The sequence below is a fragment of the Pseudomonas spelaei genome (assembly GCF_009724245.1).
Lineage (GTDB): Bacteria > Pseudomonadota > Gammaproteobacteria > Pseudomonadales > Pseudomonadaceae > Aquipseudomonas > Aquipseudomonas spelaei.
On the sequence record NZ_WNNK01000020.1, the window covers coordinates 81,634 to 98,209 of the forward strand.

At 60.9% G+C, this 16,576-nt stretch carries 17 protein-coding genes and 1 pseudogene; 12 read left to right on the top strand and 6 right to left on the bottom strand.

Annotated elements, in window-relative coordinates; genetic code table 11:
* Positions 1 to 47: 47 nt before the first annotated feature.
* Positions 48 to 1,568, bottom strand: coding sequence for an acetaldehyde dehydrogenase ExaC (gene exaC, locus GNF76_RS21620; RefSeq protein ID WP_155585115.1), 1,521 nt, complete (start codon positions 1,566 to 1,568; stop codon positions 48 to 50).
* 290 nt (positions 1,569 to 1,858) lie between these two features.
* On the opposite strand from exaC, the gene GNF76_RS21625 reads away from it, so the two are divergent.
* From GNF76_RS21625 to GNF76_RS21640, 4 genes are all read left to right on the top strand, one after another.
* Positions 1,859 to 3,769, top strand: a complete 1,911-nt coding sequence (locus GNF76_RS21625; protein WP_155585116.1) for a sigma-54-dependent Fis family transcriptional regulator — start codon at positions 1,859 to 1,861, stop codon at positions 3,767 to 3,769.
* A 113-nt stretch (positions 3,770 to 3,882) separates the two neighbouring features.
* Positions 3,883 to 5,232 carry a UDP-N-acetylmuramate:L-alanyl-gamma-D-glutamyl-meso-diaminopimelate ligase gene (mpl, locus tag GNF76_RS21630; RefSeq protein ID WP_155585117.1) on the top strand — a complete coding sequence of 450 codons (1,350 nt, stop codon included), beginning with the start codon at positions 3,883 to 3,885 and terminating at the stop codon, positions 5,230 to 5,232.
* Entirely contained in the window at positions 5,229 to 5,858 is a 630-nt protein-coding gene (ubiX, locus tag GNF76_RS21635; protein ID WP_169356543.1) for a flavin prenyltransferase UbiX, read from the top strand. Before mpl ends, ubiX begins: the two co-directional genes overlap by 4 nt.
* Positions 5,851 to 6,135 carry a YceK/YidQ family lipoprotein gene (locus GNF76_RS21640; RefSeq protein ID WP_155585118.1) on the top strand — a complete coding sequence of 95 codons (285 nt, stop codon included), beginning with the start codon at positions 5,851 to 5,853 and terminating at the stop codon, positions 6,133 to 6,135. Before ubiX ends, GNF76_RS21640 begins: the two co-directional genes overlap by 8 nt.
* Before the next feature lie 129 nt (positions 6,136 to 6,264).
* Here the strand turns inward: GNF76_RS21640 and GNF76_RS21645 are convergent, their stop codons facing one another.
* From GNF76_RS21645 to GNF76_RS21655, 3 genes are all read right to left on the bottom strand, one after another.
* Complete coding sequence (locus GNF76_RS21645) at positions 6,265 to 6,906, bottom strand: oxidoreductase (protein WP_155585119.1); 642 nt, start codon at positions 6,904 to 6,906, stop codon at positions 6,265 to 6,267.
* Positions 6,907 to 6,934: 28 nt separating this feature from the next.
* Positions 6,935 to 8,653 carry a C13 family peptidase gene (locus GNF76_RS21650; protein WP_155585120.1) on the bottom strand — a complete coding sequence of 573 codons (1,719 nt, stop codon included), beginning with the start codon at positions 8,651 to 8,653 and terminating at the stop codon, positions 6,935 to 6,937.
* Positions 8,654 to 8,755: 102 nt separating this feature from the next.
* Entirely contained in the window at positions 8,756 to 9,211 is a 456-nt protein-coding gene (locus tag GNF76_RS21655; RefSeq protein WP_155585121.1) for a MaoC family dehydratase, read from the bottom strand.
* A gap of 180 nt (positions 9,212 to 9,391) precedes the next feature.
* Here GNF76_RS21655 and GNF76_RS21660 point away from each other — a divergent pair, with 180 nt between their 5' ends.
* The 4 genes and pseudogenes from GNF76_RS21660 (at position 9,392) to GNF76_RS21675 (ending at position 11,412) form a co-directional block, all read left to right on the top strand.
* A complete protein-coding gene (locus GNF76_RS21660) occupies positions 9,392 to 9,754 on the top strand; it encodes a CidA/LrgA family protein (RefSeq protein WP_155585122.1) in 363 nt (120 codons plus the stop codon).
* Positions 9,751 to 10,467: an LrgB family protein gene (locus GNF76_RS21665; RefSeq protein ID WP_155585123.1), complete on the top strand. Its 717-nt coding sequence runs from the start codon at positions 9,751 to 9,753 to the stop codon at positions 10,465 to 10,467. The genes GNF76_RS21660 and GNF76_RS21665 overlap by 4 nt, the downstream gene beginning before the upstream one ends.
* A 21-nt stretch (positions 10,468 to 10,488) precedes the next feature.
* Positions 10,489 to 11,079 (top strand): LON peptidase substrate-binding domain-containing protein, encoded by a 591-nt coding sequence (locus tag GNF76_RS21670; RefSeq protein ID WP_155585124.1) that lies wholly within the window; start codon positions 10,489 to 10,491, stop codon positions 11,077 to 11,079.
* A gap of 107 nt (positions 11,080 to 11,186) precedes the next feature.
* Positions 11,187 to 11,412: pseudogene (locus GNF76_RS21675) on the top strand (hypothetical protein).
* Here the strand turns inward: GNF76_RS21675 and GNF76_RS21680 are convergent.
* Positions 11,396 to 12,712, bottom strand: coding sequence for a bifunctional DedA family/phosphatase PAP2 family protein (locus tag GNF76_RS21680; RefSeq protein WP_155585125.1), 1,317 nt, complete (start codon positions 12,710 to 12,712; stop codon positions 11,396 to 11,398). The pseudogene GNF76_RS21675 and the gene GNF76_RS21680 overlap by 17 nt on opposite strands.
* 47 nt (positions 12,713 to 12,759) lie before the next feature.
* Positions 12,760 to 13,443, bottom strand: a complete 684-nt coding sequence (locus tag GNF76_RS21685; protein ID WP_155585126.1) for a DNA-3-methyladenine glycosylase — start codon at positions 13,441 to 13,443, stop codon at positions 12,760 to 12,762.
* A gap of 176 nt (positions 13,444 to 13,619) precedes the next feature.
* Between GNF76_RS21685 and GNF76_RS21690 the strand changes: the two genes are divergently transcribed.
* The 4 genes from GNF76_RS21690 (at position 13,620) to rlmH (ending at position 16,571) form a co-directional block, all read left to right on the top strand.
* Positions 13,620 to 14,885, top strand: coding sequence for a glutamate-5-semialdehyde dehydrogenase (locus GNF76_RS21690; protein WP_155585127.1), 1,266 nt, complete (start codon positions 13,620 to 13,622; stop codon positions 14,883 to 14,885).
* Positions 14,885 to 15,529: a nicotinate-nucleotide adenylyltransferase gene (gene nadD / locus GNF76_RS21695; protein WP_155585128.1), complete on the top strand. Its 645-nt coding sequence runs from the start codon at positions 14,885 to 14,887 to the stop codon at positions 15,527 to 15,529. The genes GNF76_RS21690 and nadD overlap by 1 nt, the downstream gene beginning before the upstream one ends.
* A gap of 70 nt (positions 15,530 to 15,599) precedes the next feature.
* The gene (rsfS, locus tag GNF76_RS21700) at positions 15,600 to 16,094 is read left to right on the top strand and encodes a ribosome silencing factor (protein ID WP_155585129.1); all 495 of its coding nucleotides are present in this window, start codon (positions 15,600 to 15,602) and stop codon (positions 16,092 to 16,094) included.
* 9 nt (positions 16,095 to 16,103) lie between these two features.
* On the top strand, positions 16,104 to 16,571 hold the full coding sequence (gene rlmH / locus GNF76_RS21705) for a 23S rRNA (pseudouridine(1915)-N(3))-methyltransferase RlmH (protein WP_003185785.1): 468 nt from the start codon (positions 16,104 to 16,106) through the stop codon (positions 16,569 to 16,571).
* Positions 16,572 to 16,576 lie beyond the last annotated feature (5 nt).

Below are 16,576 nucleotides of genomic sequence, written 5' to 3' on the forward strand. Positions count from 1 at the left end.
AGGTTTAATTGCATTTCAAATGTGGGAGCAGGTTGTCTGCTAATTACTTAGAAGAAACCCAGCGGATTAATGTCGTAGCTCACCAGCAAGTTCTTGGTCTGCTGATAGTGATCCAACATCATCTTGTGGGTTTCACGGCCAACGCCCGACTTCTTGTAACCGCCAAACGCAGCGTGCGCCGGGTACAGGTGATAGCAGTTGGTCCAGACACGCCCGGCCTTGATTGCCCGGCCCATGCGGTACGCACGGTTAATGTCACGAGTCCACAAACCGGCACCCAAACCAAACTCGGTGTCGTTGGCAATCGCCAGGGCTTCGGCTTCATCCTTGAAGGTGGTGATGCTCACCACCGGGCCAAAGATTTCCTCCTGGAACACCCGCATCTTGTTGGTGCCCTTGAGCAGGGTCGGCTGGATGTAATAGCCGGTGGCCAGATCGCCAGTCAGCTTCTCGACCTTGCCGCCGGTCAGCAGTTCGGCGCCTTCGCCCTTGGCGATTTCCAGGTAGGACAGGATCTTGTCGAATTGTTGCTCGGACGCCTGGGCGCCGACCATGGTGTCGGTGTCCAGCGGGTCGCCGCGCTTGATCGACTCGACCTTCTTCATCACCACTTTCATGAAGTCGTCGTAGATCGACTCTTCCACCAGCGCGCGGGATGGGCAGGTGCACACTTCGCCCTGGTTGAAGAACGCCAGCACCAGGCCTTCGGCGGCTTTCTCAATGAATTGCGGCTCGGCTTTCATGATGTCGGCGAAGAAGATGTTCGGCGACTTGCCGCCCAGCTCAACGGTGGACGGAATAATGTTTTCGGCGGCCGCGTGCATGATGTGCGAGCCCACAGGCGTGGAACCGGTGAAGGCAATCTTGGCGATGCGTTTGCTGGTGGCCAGGGCTTCGCCGGCTTCTTTGCCGAAACCGTGGACCACGTTCAACACGCCCGGCGGCAGCAGGTCGCCGATCAGCTCCATCAGCACGTTGATGCCCAGCGGGGTTTGTTCCGCAGGCTTGAGTACCACGCAGTTACCGGCCGCCAGGGCTGGAGCGAGTTTCCAGGCGGCCATCAGCAGCGGGAAGTTCCACGGGATGATCTGGCCGACCACGCCCAATGGCTCATGGAAGTGATAGGCGGCAGTGAGTTCATTGATCTCGGCGCTGCTGCCTTCCTGGGCGCGGATGCAGCCGGCGAAGTAGCGGAAGTGGTCCGCGGCGAGGGGGATGTCGGCGTTAAGGGTTTCACGCACGGCCTTGCCGTTGTCCCAGGTTTCGGTGATAGCCAGCAGTTCCAGGTTCTGTTCGATGCGGTCGGCGATTTTCAGCAGCACCAGCGAGCGGTCCTGGGCCGAGGTCTTGCCCCAGGCGTCAGCGGCGGCGTGGGCGGCGTCCAGCGCCTTGTCGATGTCTTTGGCGGTGGAGCGCGGGAAGTCGGCGATCGGCTTGCCATTAACTGGCGAAGTGTTGGTGAAGTAGTTGCCGTCCACCGGCGCGACGAATTCGCCGCCAATGTAGTTGCCGTACTTGGCTTTGAACGAAACGATAGCGCCTTCAGTACCGGGGTGTGCGTAACGCATGGTGGGTATCTCCTGGCTTTTTGTGTTTATTGGAGGACGCACTGTTGTGCTTGTTAAAGCGTAGAGCAAAGGTCGGGCCAGTGCCGTGCAGGCCAGGTAAATCAAGGCGTTGTGGTGTGGGGCGAGGAGGCGCTGTGACAAGGCTGGTACAGCCTGGGTGACAGTTTGTGCCACAAACGATACAACCTGTGACCGGTGGGTCGAGTCGGGATTGCAATGGCGGGAAGGCTGGGGGATGCTGGGCGTCCCGGTTCGCGACGTGTATTACGCAGCAGGAGAACAATAAGAACATGCACAACGATCATTTCAGTCGCCATGCCCAGCAAGTGCTGACCGTCACCCGCGGCCAGGACCCTGTACACGGCCCCGGCAGCGATCCATCCATTGCCCGCTCCTGGTTGCGTTGCCTGGAGGATTATCACCTCGACCCTGCCCTGACCATCGCCCCAACGGTGCTGGAACACGGCCGCCTGCTGGAAAGTCGCGAACGCCTGCAGCAAGTGCTGCGCATCGCCGGCAGTGAAATGAACAGCCTGCATCAACAGCTCTCCGGTGCTGGCCACGCGGTGTTGTTGACGGATGCGCGTGGGGTGATCCTCAACTGCGTCACCGCTCCCAGCGAACGCAAGATTTTCGAACGCGCGGGGCTGTGGCTCGGCGCCGACTGGAGCGAAGCCTGCGAAGGCACCAATGGCATTGGTACCTGTCTGGTGGAGCGCCAGTCGCTGACCATTCATCGCGATGAACACTTCCGTGGTCGGCACACCGGGCTGACCTGTTCCGCCAGCCCGGTATTCGACCCTCATGGCGAACTGCTGGCGGTGCTCGATGTGTCATCGGCCCGGGAAGCGGTGTCGCGCCAGAGCCAGTTCCACACCATGGCGCTGGTCAATCTCTCGGCGAAGATGATCGAGAGTTGCTACTTCCTACGGCATTTCGAGAATCATTGGCTGCTGCGTTTTCATCTACAGGCCGAGTCGGTGGGGCTGTTCAGCGAAGGGCTGCTGGCGTTCGACGGCGAAGGGCGGATCTGCGCGGTCAACCAGAGCGCGCTGAACTTGCTGGGGCAAATACGTGGCGGCCTGTTGGGGCAGCCGGTGGAGGCGTTTTTCGACTGCTCGCTGGATGAACTGCTCGGTCGCGCCAGCGCCAATGCCAGCGCCAGTTGGCCGCTGCGCACCCGTGATGGGCGTGGGTTGTTCGCGGTGTTGCGCGGGCAGCCCCGCAGTGTACCGAGCCCGCGGGTCAAGGCGCTGCCAGGTATCGAGCGCCCGCGTTTGCCAGGCATTTGCCTGGGGGACATGGCGTTGCAAGAGGATTTTCGCAAATCACTGCGGGTGTTCGAACGCGACGTACCCTTGCTGATCAACGGTGAAACCGGCTCCGGCAAGGAAGCCTTCGCCAAAGCGGTACACCACGCCAGTCTGCGGGCGGACAAGGCTTTCGTTGCCCTCAATTGCGCGGCCATCCCGGAAAGCCTGATCGAGAGTGAGTTGTTCGGCTATCGCGGCGGCAGTTTCACCGGCGCACGCAAGGAAGGCATGCGCGGCAAGCTGCAACAGGCCGACGGCGGTACCTTGTTCCTGGATGAGATTGGCGACATGCCCCTGGCTTTGCAAACCCGTCTATTAAGGGTGCTAGAGGATCGCCTGGTGGTGCCCATCGGCGGCGAGCCACAGGCGGTGGACGTGCGCATCATCAGCGCCACTCACCGCAATTTGCTGGAGCGCGTGCAGGACGGCAGCTTCCGCGAGGATTTGTATTACCGGCTCAATGGTCTGGAAGTCGCGTTGCCGCCGTTGCGTGAGCGTACTGACAAGTCGCAGTTGCTGGATTTTCTGCTGACGGAAGAGGCGGGGGAGCAATCGGTGTTACTGGATGCATCGGCGCGTCAGGCGCTGCTGGCATTTGCCTGGCCGGGGAATGTGCGGCAGTTGCGCACGGTGTTGCGAACGTTGGCGGCGTTATGTGAGGACGGGCGCATCGGGCTTGAGGACTTGCCTGTCATGATTCGCCAGACGCAATCGCAAGCGGTGACGCTGGATGTGCCGTCGGACTCGCCGCTGGACGATGCCGAGCGGTTGGCGTTGCTCAATGCCCTTGAGCAGCAGCGCTGGCACATGAGCCATACGGCGGAGCAGTTGGGTGTGAGCCGCAACACCTTATATAGAAAGCTGCGCAAACATGGGATTGCCCGATAACACGGTAGCCGCTGCCTCGGCAGCGGCTACAGGGACTCCTTTTGCCCTACAGCTAAAGAGTGCGATTTTTCCCACCCTACGCTAACCTGCCTCGATGTTTTACGAGGTCGACTATGCACATTCATATTCTCGGTATTTGCGGCACCTTCATGGGGTCGATGGCGGTTCTGGCCAAAGAGCTGGGCCATCATGTCACTGGCTCCGATGCCAACGTTTATCCGCCCATGAGCACGCAACTGCAGGCCCAAGGCATTGAGTTGACCCAAGGTTACGACCCGGCGCAGTTTGACCCGGTCCCGGATCTGGTCGTCATTGGCAATGCCATGACCCGCGGCAACCCCGCTGTCGAGTACGTGCTGAACAAAGGCCTGCCTTATGTGTCCGGCCCGCAGTGGCTGGCGGACCATGTGCTGCAAGGCCGTTGGGTGCTGGCCGTCGCCGGCACCCATGGCAAGACCACCACCAGCAGCATGCTGGCCTGGGTTCTGGAGCACGCAGGCATGAGCCCGGGCTTCCTGATCGGCGGTGTGCCGCAGAACTTCTCGGTGTCTGCACGCCTGGGTGATACGCCATTCTTCGTCATCGAAGCCGATGAATACGACAGTGCGTTCTTCGACAAGCGTTCCAAGTTCGTTCATTACCGCCCGCGCACGGCGATCCTGAATAACCTGGAATACGATCACGCCGACATCTTCCCCGATCTGCCGGCCATCGAACGGCAATTCCACCACTTGGTGCGTACCATCCCCAGCGAAGGGCTGGTGATTCACCCGACCACTGAGCCTGCGTTGCAGCGAGTGATTGAGATGGGCTGCTGGACCCCGGTGCAAACCACTGGTGCGGGCGGGCAGTGGCAGGTCAGGTTACTGAGTGAAGACGGCTCCCAATTTGAAGTGCTGTTCGAAGGTGTCGCCCAAGGCATCGTCGATTGGGGCATGACCGGCCAACATAACGTGGCCAATGCCTTGGTCACCCTGGCGGCCGCTCGGCACGTCGGCGTTGTGCCATCCATGGGCATCGCGGCGTTGAGCGCGTTCAAAAGCGTCAAGCGCCGTATGGAAAAGGTCGCCGAGGTGAATGGGATCACCATCTACGATGACTTTGCCCACCACCCGACGGCCATTGCAACCACCCTCGACGGTCTGCGCAAGCGCGTCGGCGATGCCCAGGTGATTGCCATTGTCGAGCCGCGTTCCAACTCCATGAAGCTCGGCGCGCACCGTGACGGTCTGCCGGAAAGCGTGAACGATGCCGACCAGGTGGTGTGGTATGCGCCGGCCAACCTCGGATGGGACCTGCCCGCCATCGCTGCGTTGTGTACGGTGCCCTCGATTGTCTGCGATTCACTGGAAGGCATCATTGAGCACGTGAAACACCAGGCCAGGCCCGGTACCCATGTGGTGATCATGAGCAACGGCGGCTTCGGCGGCCTGCACGGCAAACTCGCCGAGGCCCTGAAGTGAGCGGCCCGGAGCGTGTCACCCTGGCGATGACCGGCGCGTCCGGCGCGCCCTATGGTCTGCGGCTGCTGGATTGCCTGATACGGGAAGATCGCGAGGTGCACTTTCTGATCTCCAAGGCCGCGCAACTGGTGGTGGCCACCGAGACCGATGTCGCACTGCCTGCCAAAGTGCAGATGATGCAGGCCTTCCTCACCGAATACACCGGCGCGGCGGCGGGGCAGATCAAGGTCTATGGCAAGGAAGACTGGATGTCGCCGGTGGCCTCTGGCTCCGGTGCGCCGGCGGCGATGGTGGTAGTGCCGTGTTCCACCGGGACGTTGTCGGCCATTGCCACGGGCGCCTGCAATAACTTGATCGAACGGGCGGCGGATGTGACGTTGAAAGAGCGTCGGCAGTTGATTCTGGTGCCGCGCGAGGCGCCGTATTCGAGCATCCACCTGGAACACATGCTCAAGCTGTCGAACATGGGCGTGACCATCTTGCCGGCGTCGCCGGGCTTTTATCACCAGCCGCAAACCATCGATGACCTGGTGGATTTTGTGGTGGCGCGGATTCTCAACCTGCTGAATATTCCCCAAGACATGCTGCCGCGTTGGGGCGAACACCATTTGAGCAGCGATGAATAAGGCACTCATGGTAGTGCTGGCGCTGCAGTTGGGTGGTTGTGCCACGGCACGCACTCTGGACGCGGCGCAACCCGGCGCGCCGGTGGTGTATGCCGGGATGCGGCTGGATTTGTATGCGATGCAGGGCGGGTGCTGCGCGATGGATCGGTTTGGTGCCGAGGCGCCGCGCTATCCGGGCGTTGACCTGCCAGCCAGCGCCTTGCTCGACACGCTGCTGTTGCCGCTGTCGGTGTTGACGGTGTTGGGGGTTGGGTTTAACGCGACGGGTGGGTTGTAGTCTGCAACATAGAGGGTGTTTGCGCCGACGTCATCGCGGGCAAGCCCGGCTCCCACATTTTTAGGGGTGAATACATTCAAATGTGGGAGCTGGCTTGCCTGCGATGAGGCCAGTCGACTCACTGCAAAATCACTTGCCGAGCTTGCGCAACTCATCCGACTCCACAATCCGAACACCATCCTGCTCTTCCAGCGCCAAACGCCACATGGCCCGCGCCAGTTCGCACACTTCGATGCCACGGTATTTGCCGGGGATCAATCGGGATAACGGTCCGGCCAATTGCTCGGCCAGCCGTGGTTCCAGTCGTTCCCCCAGCAACAGAGAAGGCCTGACGATAGTCAGTTGCGGCCAGTCCTGGGCCTTCAGCGCTTGTTCCATCTCCCCTTTGACCCGGTTGTAGAAAATCGAGGATTTGGGGTCGGCGCCAATCGCGCTGATCACGATCAGGTGCCGCGCGCCCATTTCCCGTGCGCGCTTGGCAAAGGCCACCACCATGTCTAGGTCCACCGCGCGAAAGGCCGCTTCGGAACCGGCTTGCTTGATGGTGGTGCCCAGGCAGCAGAAGGCGATATCCACCTGGCCGCTCAGTTGCGGCAGGAATACCGCCGGATCACCCACCGGGTTTTCCAGGTGTGGATGCTCGGCCAGAGGTTTACGGCTGGGCGCTAGCACACGGGTGACGGTGGGCTCGTTAAGCAGGCGGTCCAGCAAATGTTCCCCGGTCAAGCCAGAGGCTCCGGCAAGCAAGATATGCTGAGGCGTCAAGTACATGATATTTCCCCCTTGATACTATTTCAGCTTAGTTGCTCTTCGCTTCCTTGCTATTTAAAGAGACGCTTTCCAGCGCCTTTCGTGCTTGCTGTTTACGCAGCAACTGCCAATGGGCGATCACCCCTTTGGGCGCCCAGATTTGCGGTTCGGAGGCTTCGAAGTTCTCCGCCATTTCGCGCTCGGTGACATGCCTTTGCGCCAGCTTGAAGGCTTGCTGCAGATCATCAGTCTGGTTGAAAGCCTGGGCGAACAGGGCGTCGCCGAAGTACGTGAAGTCAGCTTCCTCCGAGCAGCCGAACGAGACCCGGTCGGCCCGAGAGGCCGTCATGATCAGGGTGTGTTCGTCTTTCAATGCCGGGATGAAGCCGCCGGAGTAGCAGGCTGAAATGACGATGATCTTGTCGCGGTTTTTCAGCGGCTCCATGACGGCCGCCAATTCATCGGCGGGCAGGTCGGCCAGCTCCATGCGTGGCTGGTCCAGCACCAGCTCGTGCTCGTGGGTACCGTGACTGGTCAGGTAGATGAACACCAGGTCTTCTGGCCCGCTGCGCTCGGCCAGGGTTTGTACCGCGCGGCGCAGGCTTTCCCGGGTGGCCATGGGGCGGTCGGCAATATGGTCGCGGTGGTTGACCAGGCGAATCTGGCCGTAGGCGCCGAAGCGGGTGGCGAGCATGTTGCTGACGTAGTCGGCTTCGCGCAGGAATACGCTTTGCTTGCCGTCGCCGGCCAGCGTCAAGGTGTACAGCTCAACCGTCGGAGTCGACGCGGGCACTGCGGCCAGAGCCTGGTCAAGCAGACGGCCCTGGGCCAGTATCCCGACCTCCAGGGCGTCGGGCAGCAATTTGCCATCGGCGTTGCGTACGCGCATGCCGTTGACCCACGTTCCGGCCTGGACGGTGCCATCGGTGAGCACCAATGTGCCCTTGCCTTGATAACTGTCGCTGTCGAAGCCGCCAATGTAGAAGCTGCCATCAGTGAGGTTCAGGCGCCCCTGGCCGGTGAAGCGCCAATCGCTGAATTGGCCGACGTAGTGGCTGGCGTCGACACCGATCAACTCGCCCTTGCCGCTCAGCGCGCCTTCCTTGAATTCGCCGATCCACACGTCACCGTCGGCGTTTTCATAACGGCCTTTGCCGTTGAGCTGGTTTTGTTTGAAATGGCCGACGTACATGTCGCCGTCGGCGCTGTTGAAGGTGCCGTTGCCTTCCAGTTGGCCATCGACGAAGTGGCCACTGAACTGGTTGCCACTGTCGTCGTTGCGCTGGCCTTCGCCATTGGGTTTGCCGTGGCTGAATTGGCCCTGGTATTGACTGCCGTCGGGCAGTTCGAGGCGACCGAGGCCGGAATACTGATCGTCCTTGAATTCGCCGCGGTAGGTCATCAGGCCCTCTTTGAGAGTGCCTTCACCGTTGCGTCGCCCTTGCTTGAAACCGCCAACGTAGCTGCTGCCCGGCGTGGTCAGCGTGCCCTGGCCGTCGAACAGGCCTTGCTGGAACTGACCTTTATAGACCTCGCCATTACTGCCATGCCATTCGCCCTGGCCATGCCACTGGCCCTTGTCGAACTGCCCGGCGTACCAACTGCCATTGGGGTAGTCCACCCGACCCTGGCCTTGCAGCAAACCGTTGATCACCTCACCCCGATAACGACCTCCGTCGGGCAGTCGCGCATCAGGCGGCAACAGCGATTCGCCGTCGCCGCAAGCGGTGAGCAACAGGACAAGAGCAAGGGGAGCGAGTGGGCGCATAGCGGGATCCGGATAATTGAGCGCCGAGTATGCCGCAGCTGCGAGATCTATACATAAATTTACACGAAACAGCGTATGTGCTGTTTCGTGCCGGACTAAGACTCAGACAAAGCAGAGTGACAACGACTCGGCAATGTACGCAGGTTTTTCCTGGCCTTCAATTTCCAGGGTACAGGTCGCTTTAAGTAGCCACTGGCCAGGTTTTTTCTCGGTGGCATCGGTCAAGGTGACTGCCAGGCGCACCTTGGAGTTGACCTTGACCGGCTGGATGAAACGCACGCTGTCCAGGCCGTAGTTGACGGCCATCTTCAAGCCCTCGGGCATGACCAGGATGTCTTCTATCAACTTGGGTATCAGCGACAACGACAGGAAACCATGGGCGATGGTGCTGCCGAACGGCGTCTGGGCGGCCTTCACCGGGTCGACGTGGATGAACTGATGATCGCCAGTGGCCTCCGCGAACAGGTTGATGCGTTCCTGGTCGATGGTGAGCCAGTCGGAACGTCCCAGTTCCTTGCCGACGTAATCTTTGAGTTGCGCTACGGGTACTGAGGGCATTGCGACTCTCCTTGGGTTCATCGGTTTTTATAATGTTCAGGTGTGGGGCAAGCCCCTGAAGAACCAATGTAGATCATCATGGGCATTTGGCCCGGTCAACCCACCATGCTTTTGGCGAATGCCGGTCCATAGAGGCGGCGTGCTTATAATGCAGGACGCGATTTCTGGGGGAGAGGACGGATGCTGTTACGCGGTCTGACATGGCTGGTGCTGTTTCAATTGCTGGGCACGGCGATCAATCATTTATTCCTGCCGGTGCTGCCGGGGCCGATTGTCGGTCTGTTGCTGATGCTGGCGTATCTGATATGGAACGGCGAAGTCGGCGAGCCCCTGAGCCTGGCGGCGAGCAGTTTGCTGCGCTATTTGCCGTTGCTGCTGGTGCCGCCAGCCGTGGGCGTGATGGTCTATGCCAAGGACATCGCCGCCGATTTCTGGGCCATCGTCGGTGCGCTGGTGCTGTCCCTGGTGATCGCTATGGGCTTTGTCGGGGTGCTGATGCAGAGGCTGATCAAGCGCCAGTCACGTCGGGAGGAGGGCCAATGACCTTCGACTGGCAAGGTGCCTGGGTCGCTGTGATTCATCATCCGTTGTTCGGCATCGGTATCACCCTGGGTGCCTATCAACTGGTGTTGGCGGGCTTCGAGAAAACCCGCTGGATTTTCCTGCAACCGGTGCTGGTGTCGATGCTGTTGGTGATCGGCGTCTTGCTCGGTTGTGGACTGAGCTACGCCGAGTACCGCAAGAGCACCGAGATCATGAGCATCCTGCTGGGTCCCGCAACGGTCGCCCTGGCGGTGCCGCTTTACTTGAATCTGCGACGGATTCGCCAGTTGTTCTGGCCGATTTTTACTACGCTGGTGGTGGGAGGTGTTTTGGCCACTGGTCTCTGTGTGTTGCTGGGGTGGTGGTTTGGCGCCGAGCACATGATGTTGATGACCATGGCGCCCAAGTCGGTGACCTCGCCGATTGCCATGCTGGTGGCTGAGCAGATTGGTGGTGTGGCGGCGCTGGCGGCAGTGTTTGTGCTGATCACCGGCGTGGTCGGGGCGATGATCGGGCCGGCATACCTGTCGCGCCTCGGCGTCCACAGCCCCGAGGCGCGGGGCATGGCATTGGGCATGACGGCCCATGCGGTCGGTACCTCGGTGGCCTTGCAGGAAAGTGAAGAGTGCGGCGCCTTTGCGGCGCTGGCCATGAGTTTGATGGGCGTGGCCACGGCGGTTTTCCTGCCGTTGGCCGTGTCACTGGTTGTTTAAGTCAGGTTTAAGGAAACCTTTATGAGTCTGGCGCTTTTCCCGCTCAATACGGTGCTGTTTCCCGGGTGCACCCTTGATTTACAGGTATTCGAGGCGCGCTATCTGGACATGATCAGCCGCTGTATGAAAAAGGGCGAAAGCTTTGGCGTGGTGTGCATCCTCGACGGCAAGGAAGTGGGGCTGGCCCCGGATGGCTATGCGCTGATTGGCTGCGAAGCGCTGATCCGTGACTTCAAGCAGCAGGATAATGGCCTGTTGGGGATTCGAGTCGAGGGCGGCCGCAGGTTTCGCGTGTGGGACGCCGGTGTTCAGCGTGACCAGTTGCTGGTGGCTGAGGTCCAGTGGTTGGAAGAGCGGCCGGAGCAACCGCTGGAAGAGGAGGACGCCGACCTGTTGGCGCTGCTCCAGGCCTTGGCCGAGCACCCGATGGTCGCTTCGCTGGACATGGGCACTCACGCGGATGGCCAACAGGCATTGGGCAATCAGTTGGCCTATCTGTTGCCCTTCACCGAGGCCGATAAGGTCGACCTGTTGCAGCTCGATGACCCGCAGCAACGGTTGGATGCCATTCAGATGTTGCTGGATGAACTGCAAGGTGAGCTGTTCACCTGAATCTAATTTCCAGACATGTCTGATATCTCTCTCGGAATTTTCGTCGTTACTCTGATCCTGCCGGCTGACATGGTTGGCAATTACCTAATCAGGATCAGGGGATGGAAATGATTCGGCTCTCGCAATCGGAACAGGCAGTTTGGGATGCTTTTTTTATCGGAATTACGGGGCAAATGATTCGATGGGCCGATGACCGCGGCCCGGAATATATCGCTGAGCGCGCCGCAGAAATTGCCGACGAGATGTTGCTGGAGCGGCGCGAACGTTCTTTTGAACGTCGCGCTGCGCCCGGTGGACTGGATCGGGCCGGCCTGGATCAGTAGGCGTACCTGAGCAGCGCGTGGGCCGTGCCGGTAAAGGCGATAAAACCAAGCACCGCCACGCAGGCCGGCAAGATCAACCACCAGACCTTCGGCACCATGGGCGGCAGCAGGCTTTGGCGCTGGCTGAGGGTCAGGCTGAAGGCGCAGACCGTCATTGCCAGTAAGGTGCCAGCCAGGATGTCCGTCGGCCAATGGGCGCCGAGATATACCCGAGACAGGGCAATGCTCGCGGCGGGGATGGCGCCAAGCAAAAGCCAGGTCAGGCGCAAGCGGGTGGGCTGACCGCGTCCAGCCAGCACCGCCAGGGCCAGGAAAAACGCAAATGAACCGGAGGCGTGGCCGCTGGGCATGCTGTAGCTGGTCAATGGATCGCTCAGCACTTCCGGGCGCATCCGCGCAAAAAACAGCTTGGTGCCAGTGTTGATCAGTGCTGCGCCCAAGAGTGTGGCGCCGACGAAAATCGCCTTGCGCCATTGCCGCAGCAGCGCCAGCAGGCCGGTGAGCACGGCGCTCGCCACGAACATCTTCTTGAACTCGCCGAGCTGGGTGACCATCACCATGGCCTGGTCCATCGCCGGGCTACGGTGTTCCTGCACCAAGGCCATCAGCCCTTGGTCAAAATGGTTCAGGTACGGATAGCCAATAAACAGTGCGATTAGCAACGCCCCGCTGAGGCAGCCGACCAGCAGTGTTGCCCGTCGATGCCCGCGCAGGCTGCTGTTGAGGCTCAGGCCCACGAATACGGCGAGGCAGGCGGCGACAATCCCGGCCTGAGGCCAGAAACCTTCGGGCAATGGCAGGCGAAATGCCGCACCGGTGGCCCAGCCCGGTAGCAAGTAGACCACCGCCCAACCGGCGCCGGCCAGTAGGCTGACGGCAGCGAAGCGCGGGAACGGCATGTCGCACATGCCGGCGACCATTGGCAGCATTGGCCGCAGCGGGCCGATAAAACGCCCTACCAGCAGGCTGGCGATCCCGTATTTATGGAAGTATGTCTCGGCGCCGCTCATCCATTCGGGATGATGGCGCAGGCCAGGCAGCCGGCGGATGTTCTGGTGAAAATGTCGCCCCAGGTAGTAGGAAATAGCATCGCCCAGCAATCCGCCGAGGAATCCCAGCAACAGGGTTTCCCCCAACGACAGTGCGCCGCTGCCGGCCAGCGCGGCAATAGCGAACAGCAATACCGTGCCGGGCACGATCAGACCGGCGATGGCCAGGCACTCCACGAACGCCACGATAAACACCGCCACAGCCAGCCATTGCGGGTTCAGGGTCAGCCAGCCGGTAATGCTATCGAGCCATGGGCCCATACAATCAACTCCATTGGTGTGTGGCGCGCGTGGCCGGTTCGGTTATTTCAACGCAAAAAATAGTCGCGCCCTTCGACCTGGCCCCGACGCAGCGGGTTCCGTGTGCAGTAGGGCGCGTAGTTGGCATCGACGAATCGATACATCAGGTGTTCATCCCGGCCACTGGGAATGCCCAGGCGGGAGGTCTGGATCATTTGCGTAGGCGATTGGCCTACGTCCTCGACGAACAAGAGTTCTTGATCGAAGCGCTTGGCATCCCACATCGGTACTTTCAGGCCGAGGGCCTTGCACAGCAGGGTCTGCCCGGCACACAGCTTCTGGGACGGGCGGGGGCGGCCACTGGCGTCGGGGTTGTTCAGCAGCATCTGCGCCAAACTGGCCGGGCCAGACAGTTCGTCGACCCACGGATAGGCAGACTTGATCAATACGGCATTGCCTGGCCCCTGGGCGCTGAAGTTCAGCGAGTCGCCGCCACGGGCGTAGTACATATAGATGTGGCCACCATCCAGAAACAAAGCCTTACGCTTTTCTGTGTAGCCGAGTGAGGCATGGCTGCCTTTTTCGGCCATGTAATAGGCTTCAGTCTCAATAATGCGTGCCGACAGCCACAGATCACCTACGCGGTGGCGGATCACTTTTCCCAGCAATTCACGGGCAAGCAGTTGCGCGTCACGGTCGAAAAAGCCGTCGGGCAGGGCGCTGGCGGGGATCAGGGGCGAAAAACTGGACATGGCGATCAAGGCGGGAGCGGCTAAATGTGACAGGATGATAACAACTCCAGCCTTAATTCCTGCTGAACGTCGAGTATTTGCAGTTCATTTCGACCATCCGCCCCTCACCGCTGTCCGTAGGACTGCGCGACAGCTATAATCTGCCGCTTTCCTCTTTGCCAAGACCCCACCAGACCATGACTGAGTCCGTTCTTGACTACATGACCCGCCTGGGTCGCGCTGCCCGTCAGGCCTCGCGGTTGATCGCCCGTGCGAGCACTGCGCAGAAGAACCGTGCCCTGCTGGCTGCCGCCGATGCCCTGGATGCTTCGCGCTCCGAGCTGACGGCCGCTAACGAGCTGGACCTGGCCAATGGCCGGGCCAATGGTCTGGAACCGGCATTGCTGGACCGTCTGGCGCTGACGCCGGCACGCATCGACGACATGATCGAAGGTTTGCGTCAGGTGGCCAAGCTGCCTGACCCCATCGGTGAAATCCGCGACATGCGCTACCTGCCGTCGGGTATCCAGGTCGGCAAGATGCGCGTGCCCCTGGGCGTGATCGGCATCATCTATGAGTCGCGTCCGAACGTGACCATCGACGCTGCGAGCCTGTGCCTCAAGTCCGGTAACGCCACGATCCTGCGGGGCGGTTCCGAGGCGATCAACTCCAACCGTGCCATCGCCGCGTGCATCCAACAGGGCTTGGCCGTGGCTGATTTGCCGGCCGAAGTGGTGCAAGTGGTGGAAACCACCGACCGCGCCGCCGTTGGCGCGTTGATCACGATGCCCGAGTTCGTCGACGTGATCGTCCCGCGCGGTGGCAAGAGCCTGATCGAACGGGTCAGCCGTGATGCCAAGGTGCCGGTCATTAAGCACCTGGACGGCGTCTGCCACGTGTTCATTGATGTGGCCGCCGACCTCGACAAGGCCATTCGCATTGCCGACAACGCCAAGACTCATCGCTATGCGCCGTGCAACACCATGGAAACCCTGCTGGTGCACGTCGGCATTGCCGATCGCGTGCTGCCGCCGCTGGCGGCCATTTACCGCGACAAGGGCGTCGAGCTGCGTGGCTGCGAGCGTACCCGGGCGATCCTCGGCAGCGATGTAATCGAAGCCACCGAGCAAGACTGGTACACCGAGTACACGGCGCCGATCCTGTCGATCCGCATCGTCGACGACCTGGACCAGGCCATCGAACACATCAACACCTATGGCTCCAGGCACACCGACGCCATCGTCACCGAGCATTTCAGCGATGCCCGGCGTTTCCTCAATGAAGTGGATTCCGCTTCGGTGATGGTCAACGCCTCGACGCGCTTTGCCGACGGCTTTGAATACGGCCTGGGGGCCGAGATCGGCATTTCCACCGACAAGCTCCACGCACGCGGCCCGGTTGGCCTGGAAGGCCTGACCAGCGAGAAGTACGTGGTGTTCGGTGACGGTCATGTGCGCACTTGATGGGTAAACGCATCGGGCTGCTCGGCGGTACCTTCGACCCCGTGCACATCGGCCATTTGCGCAGTGCCCTGGAAGTCGCGGATGCCCTCGCACTGGATGAGCTGCGCCTGGCACCCAATGCCCGGCCGCCTCATCGGGACACGCCGCAGGTGTCACCGCAGCAGCGCCTGGAAATGGTGCGCCTGGCGGTGGCCGGTATTGCACCGTTGGTGGTGGACGACCGCGAGCTCAAGCGCGACAAACCGTCCTACACTGTTGACACTCTGGAACTGATGCGCGCCGAACTGGCCGCAGATGACCAGTTGTTTCTACTTTTGGGCTGGGACGCATTTTGCGGCCTGCCCACTTGGCACCGCTGGGAAGAATTGCTCCAGCATTGCCACATCCTGGTGCTGCAACGCCCGGATGCCGACAGCGAACCGCCGGATGCCTTGCGCAACCTGCTGGCAGCGCGCTCGGTAAGTGACCCGCAGGCTCTGACCGGGCCGAGCGGGAATATTGCATTCGTCTGGCAGACGCCGCTTGCGGTGTCTGCCACCCAGATCCGTCAACTGCTGGCCAGCGGGAAGTCGGTACGTTTCCTGGTGCCTGACGCGGTCCTGGCCTACATCGATGCGCACGGGCTTTACCGTGCGTCGAACTGAAAAGGCGCGCTTGAAGGCACGAATAGACGTGTATTGAAGCGCCCGAACATACGAGTAAAACGAGTTTTATATGACGAACAAAGACGTAAGCAAAGTTAAGCGCAAAGGCACGTTCAAGAGCGCTCCGTTGCCTGTAGAAGCCCATACCGGCCCGGAACTCGCTGGCGCAGAGCTGGTGAAGGTTGCCGTAGCTGCACTGGAAGACGTGAAGGCCCAGGACATTCAAGTCCTGGACGTGCGCGACAAGCAGAGCATCACCGACTTCATGATCATCGCCACCGGTACCTCCAACCGTCAGATCGGCGCGATGCTGGACAAGGTTCGCGAAGCCGTCAAAGCCCAAGGCGTCAAGCCACTGGGTGAAGAAGGCAAGGGCGACAGCGACTGGGTGCTGTTGGACATGGACGATGTGATCGTTCACATGATGACCAGCAACGCCCGTCAGTTCTACGACCTGGAGCGTCTGTGGCAAGGCGCCGAGCAGAGCCGTGCCGCCGATGGCAAGCACCACAGCCCTGAAGTCGGCCACGCGCACTTCGACAAGCTCAACAAAGACCAGGAATAAGGAACGGCTGTGCGCCTGCGTCTGATCGCTGTTGGTTCACGCATGCCCAAGTGGGTGGAAGAAGGCTGGCATGAATATGCCAAGCGTCTGCCCTCCGAGCTGGCACTGGAACTGGTGGAAATACCGCTCAATACCCGGGGCAAGAACGCCGACGTGGCGCGCTTTATCCGTCAGGAAGGCGAGGCCATGCTGGCCAAGGTCGGCCCCAATGAGCGGATTGTCACCCTGGAAGTGCATGGCAAGCCGTGGAGCACCGAGCAGTTGGCGGTGGAGCTGGATCGCTGGCGCCTGGATTCGCGCACGGTGAACTTCATGGTCGGCGGCCCCGAAGGGCTGGCGCCGGAAGTGTGTGCACGGGCCGATCAGCGCTGGTCGCTGTCGCCCCTGACGCTGCCGCATCCGCTGGTGCGGATTCTGATCGGTGAACAGCTGTATCGCGCCTGGACAGTTCTGTCCGGGCACCCTTACCACAAATAGTCTGC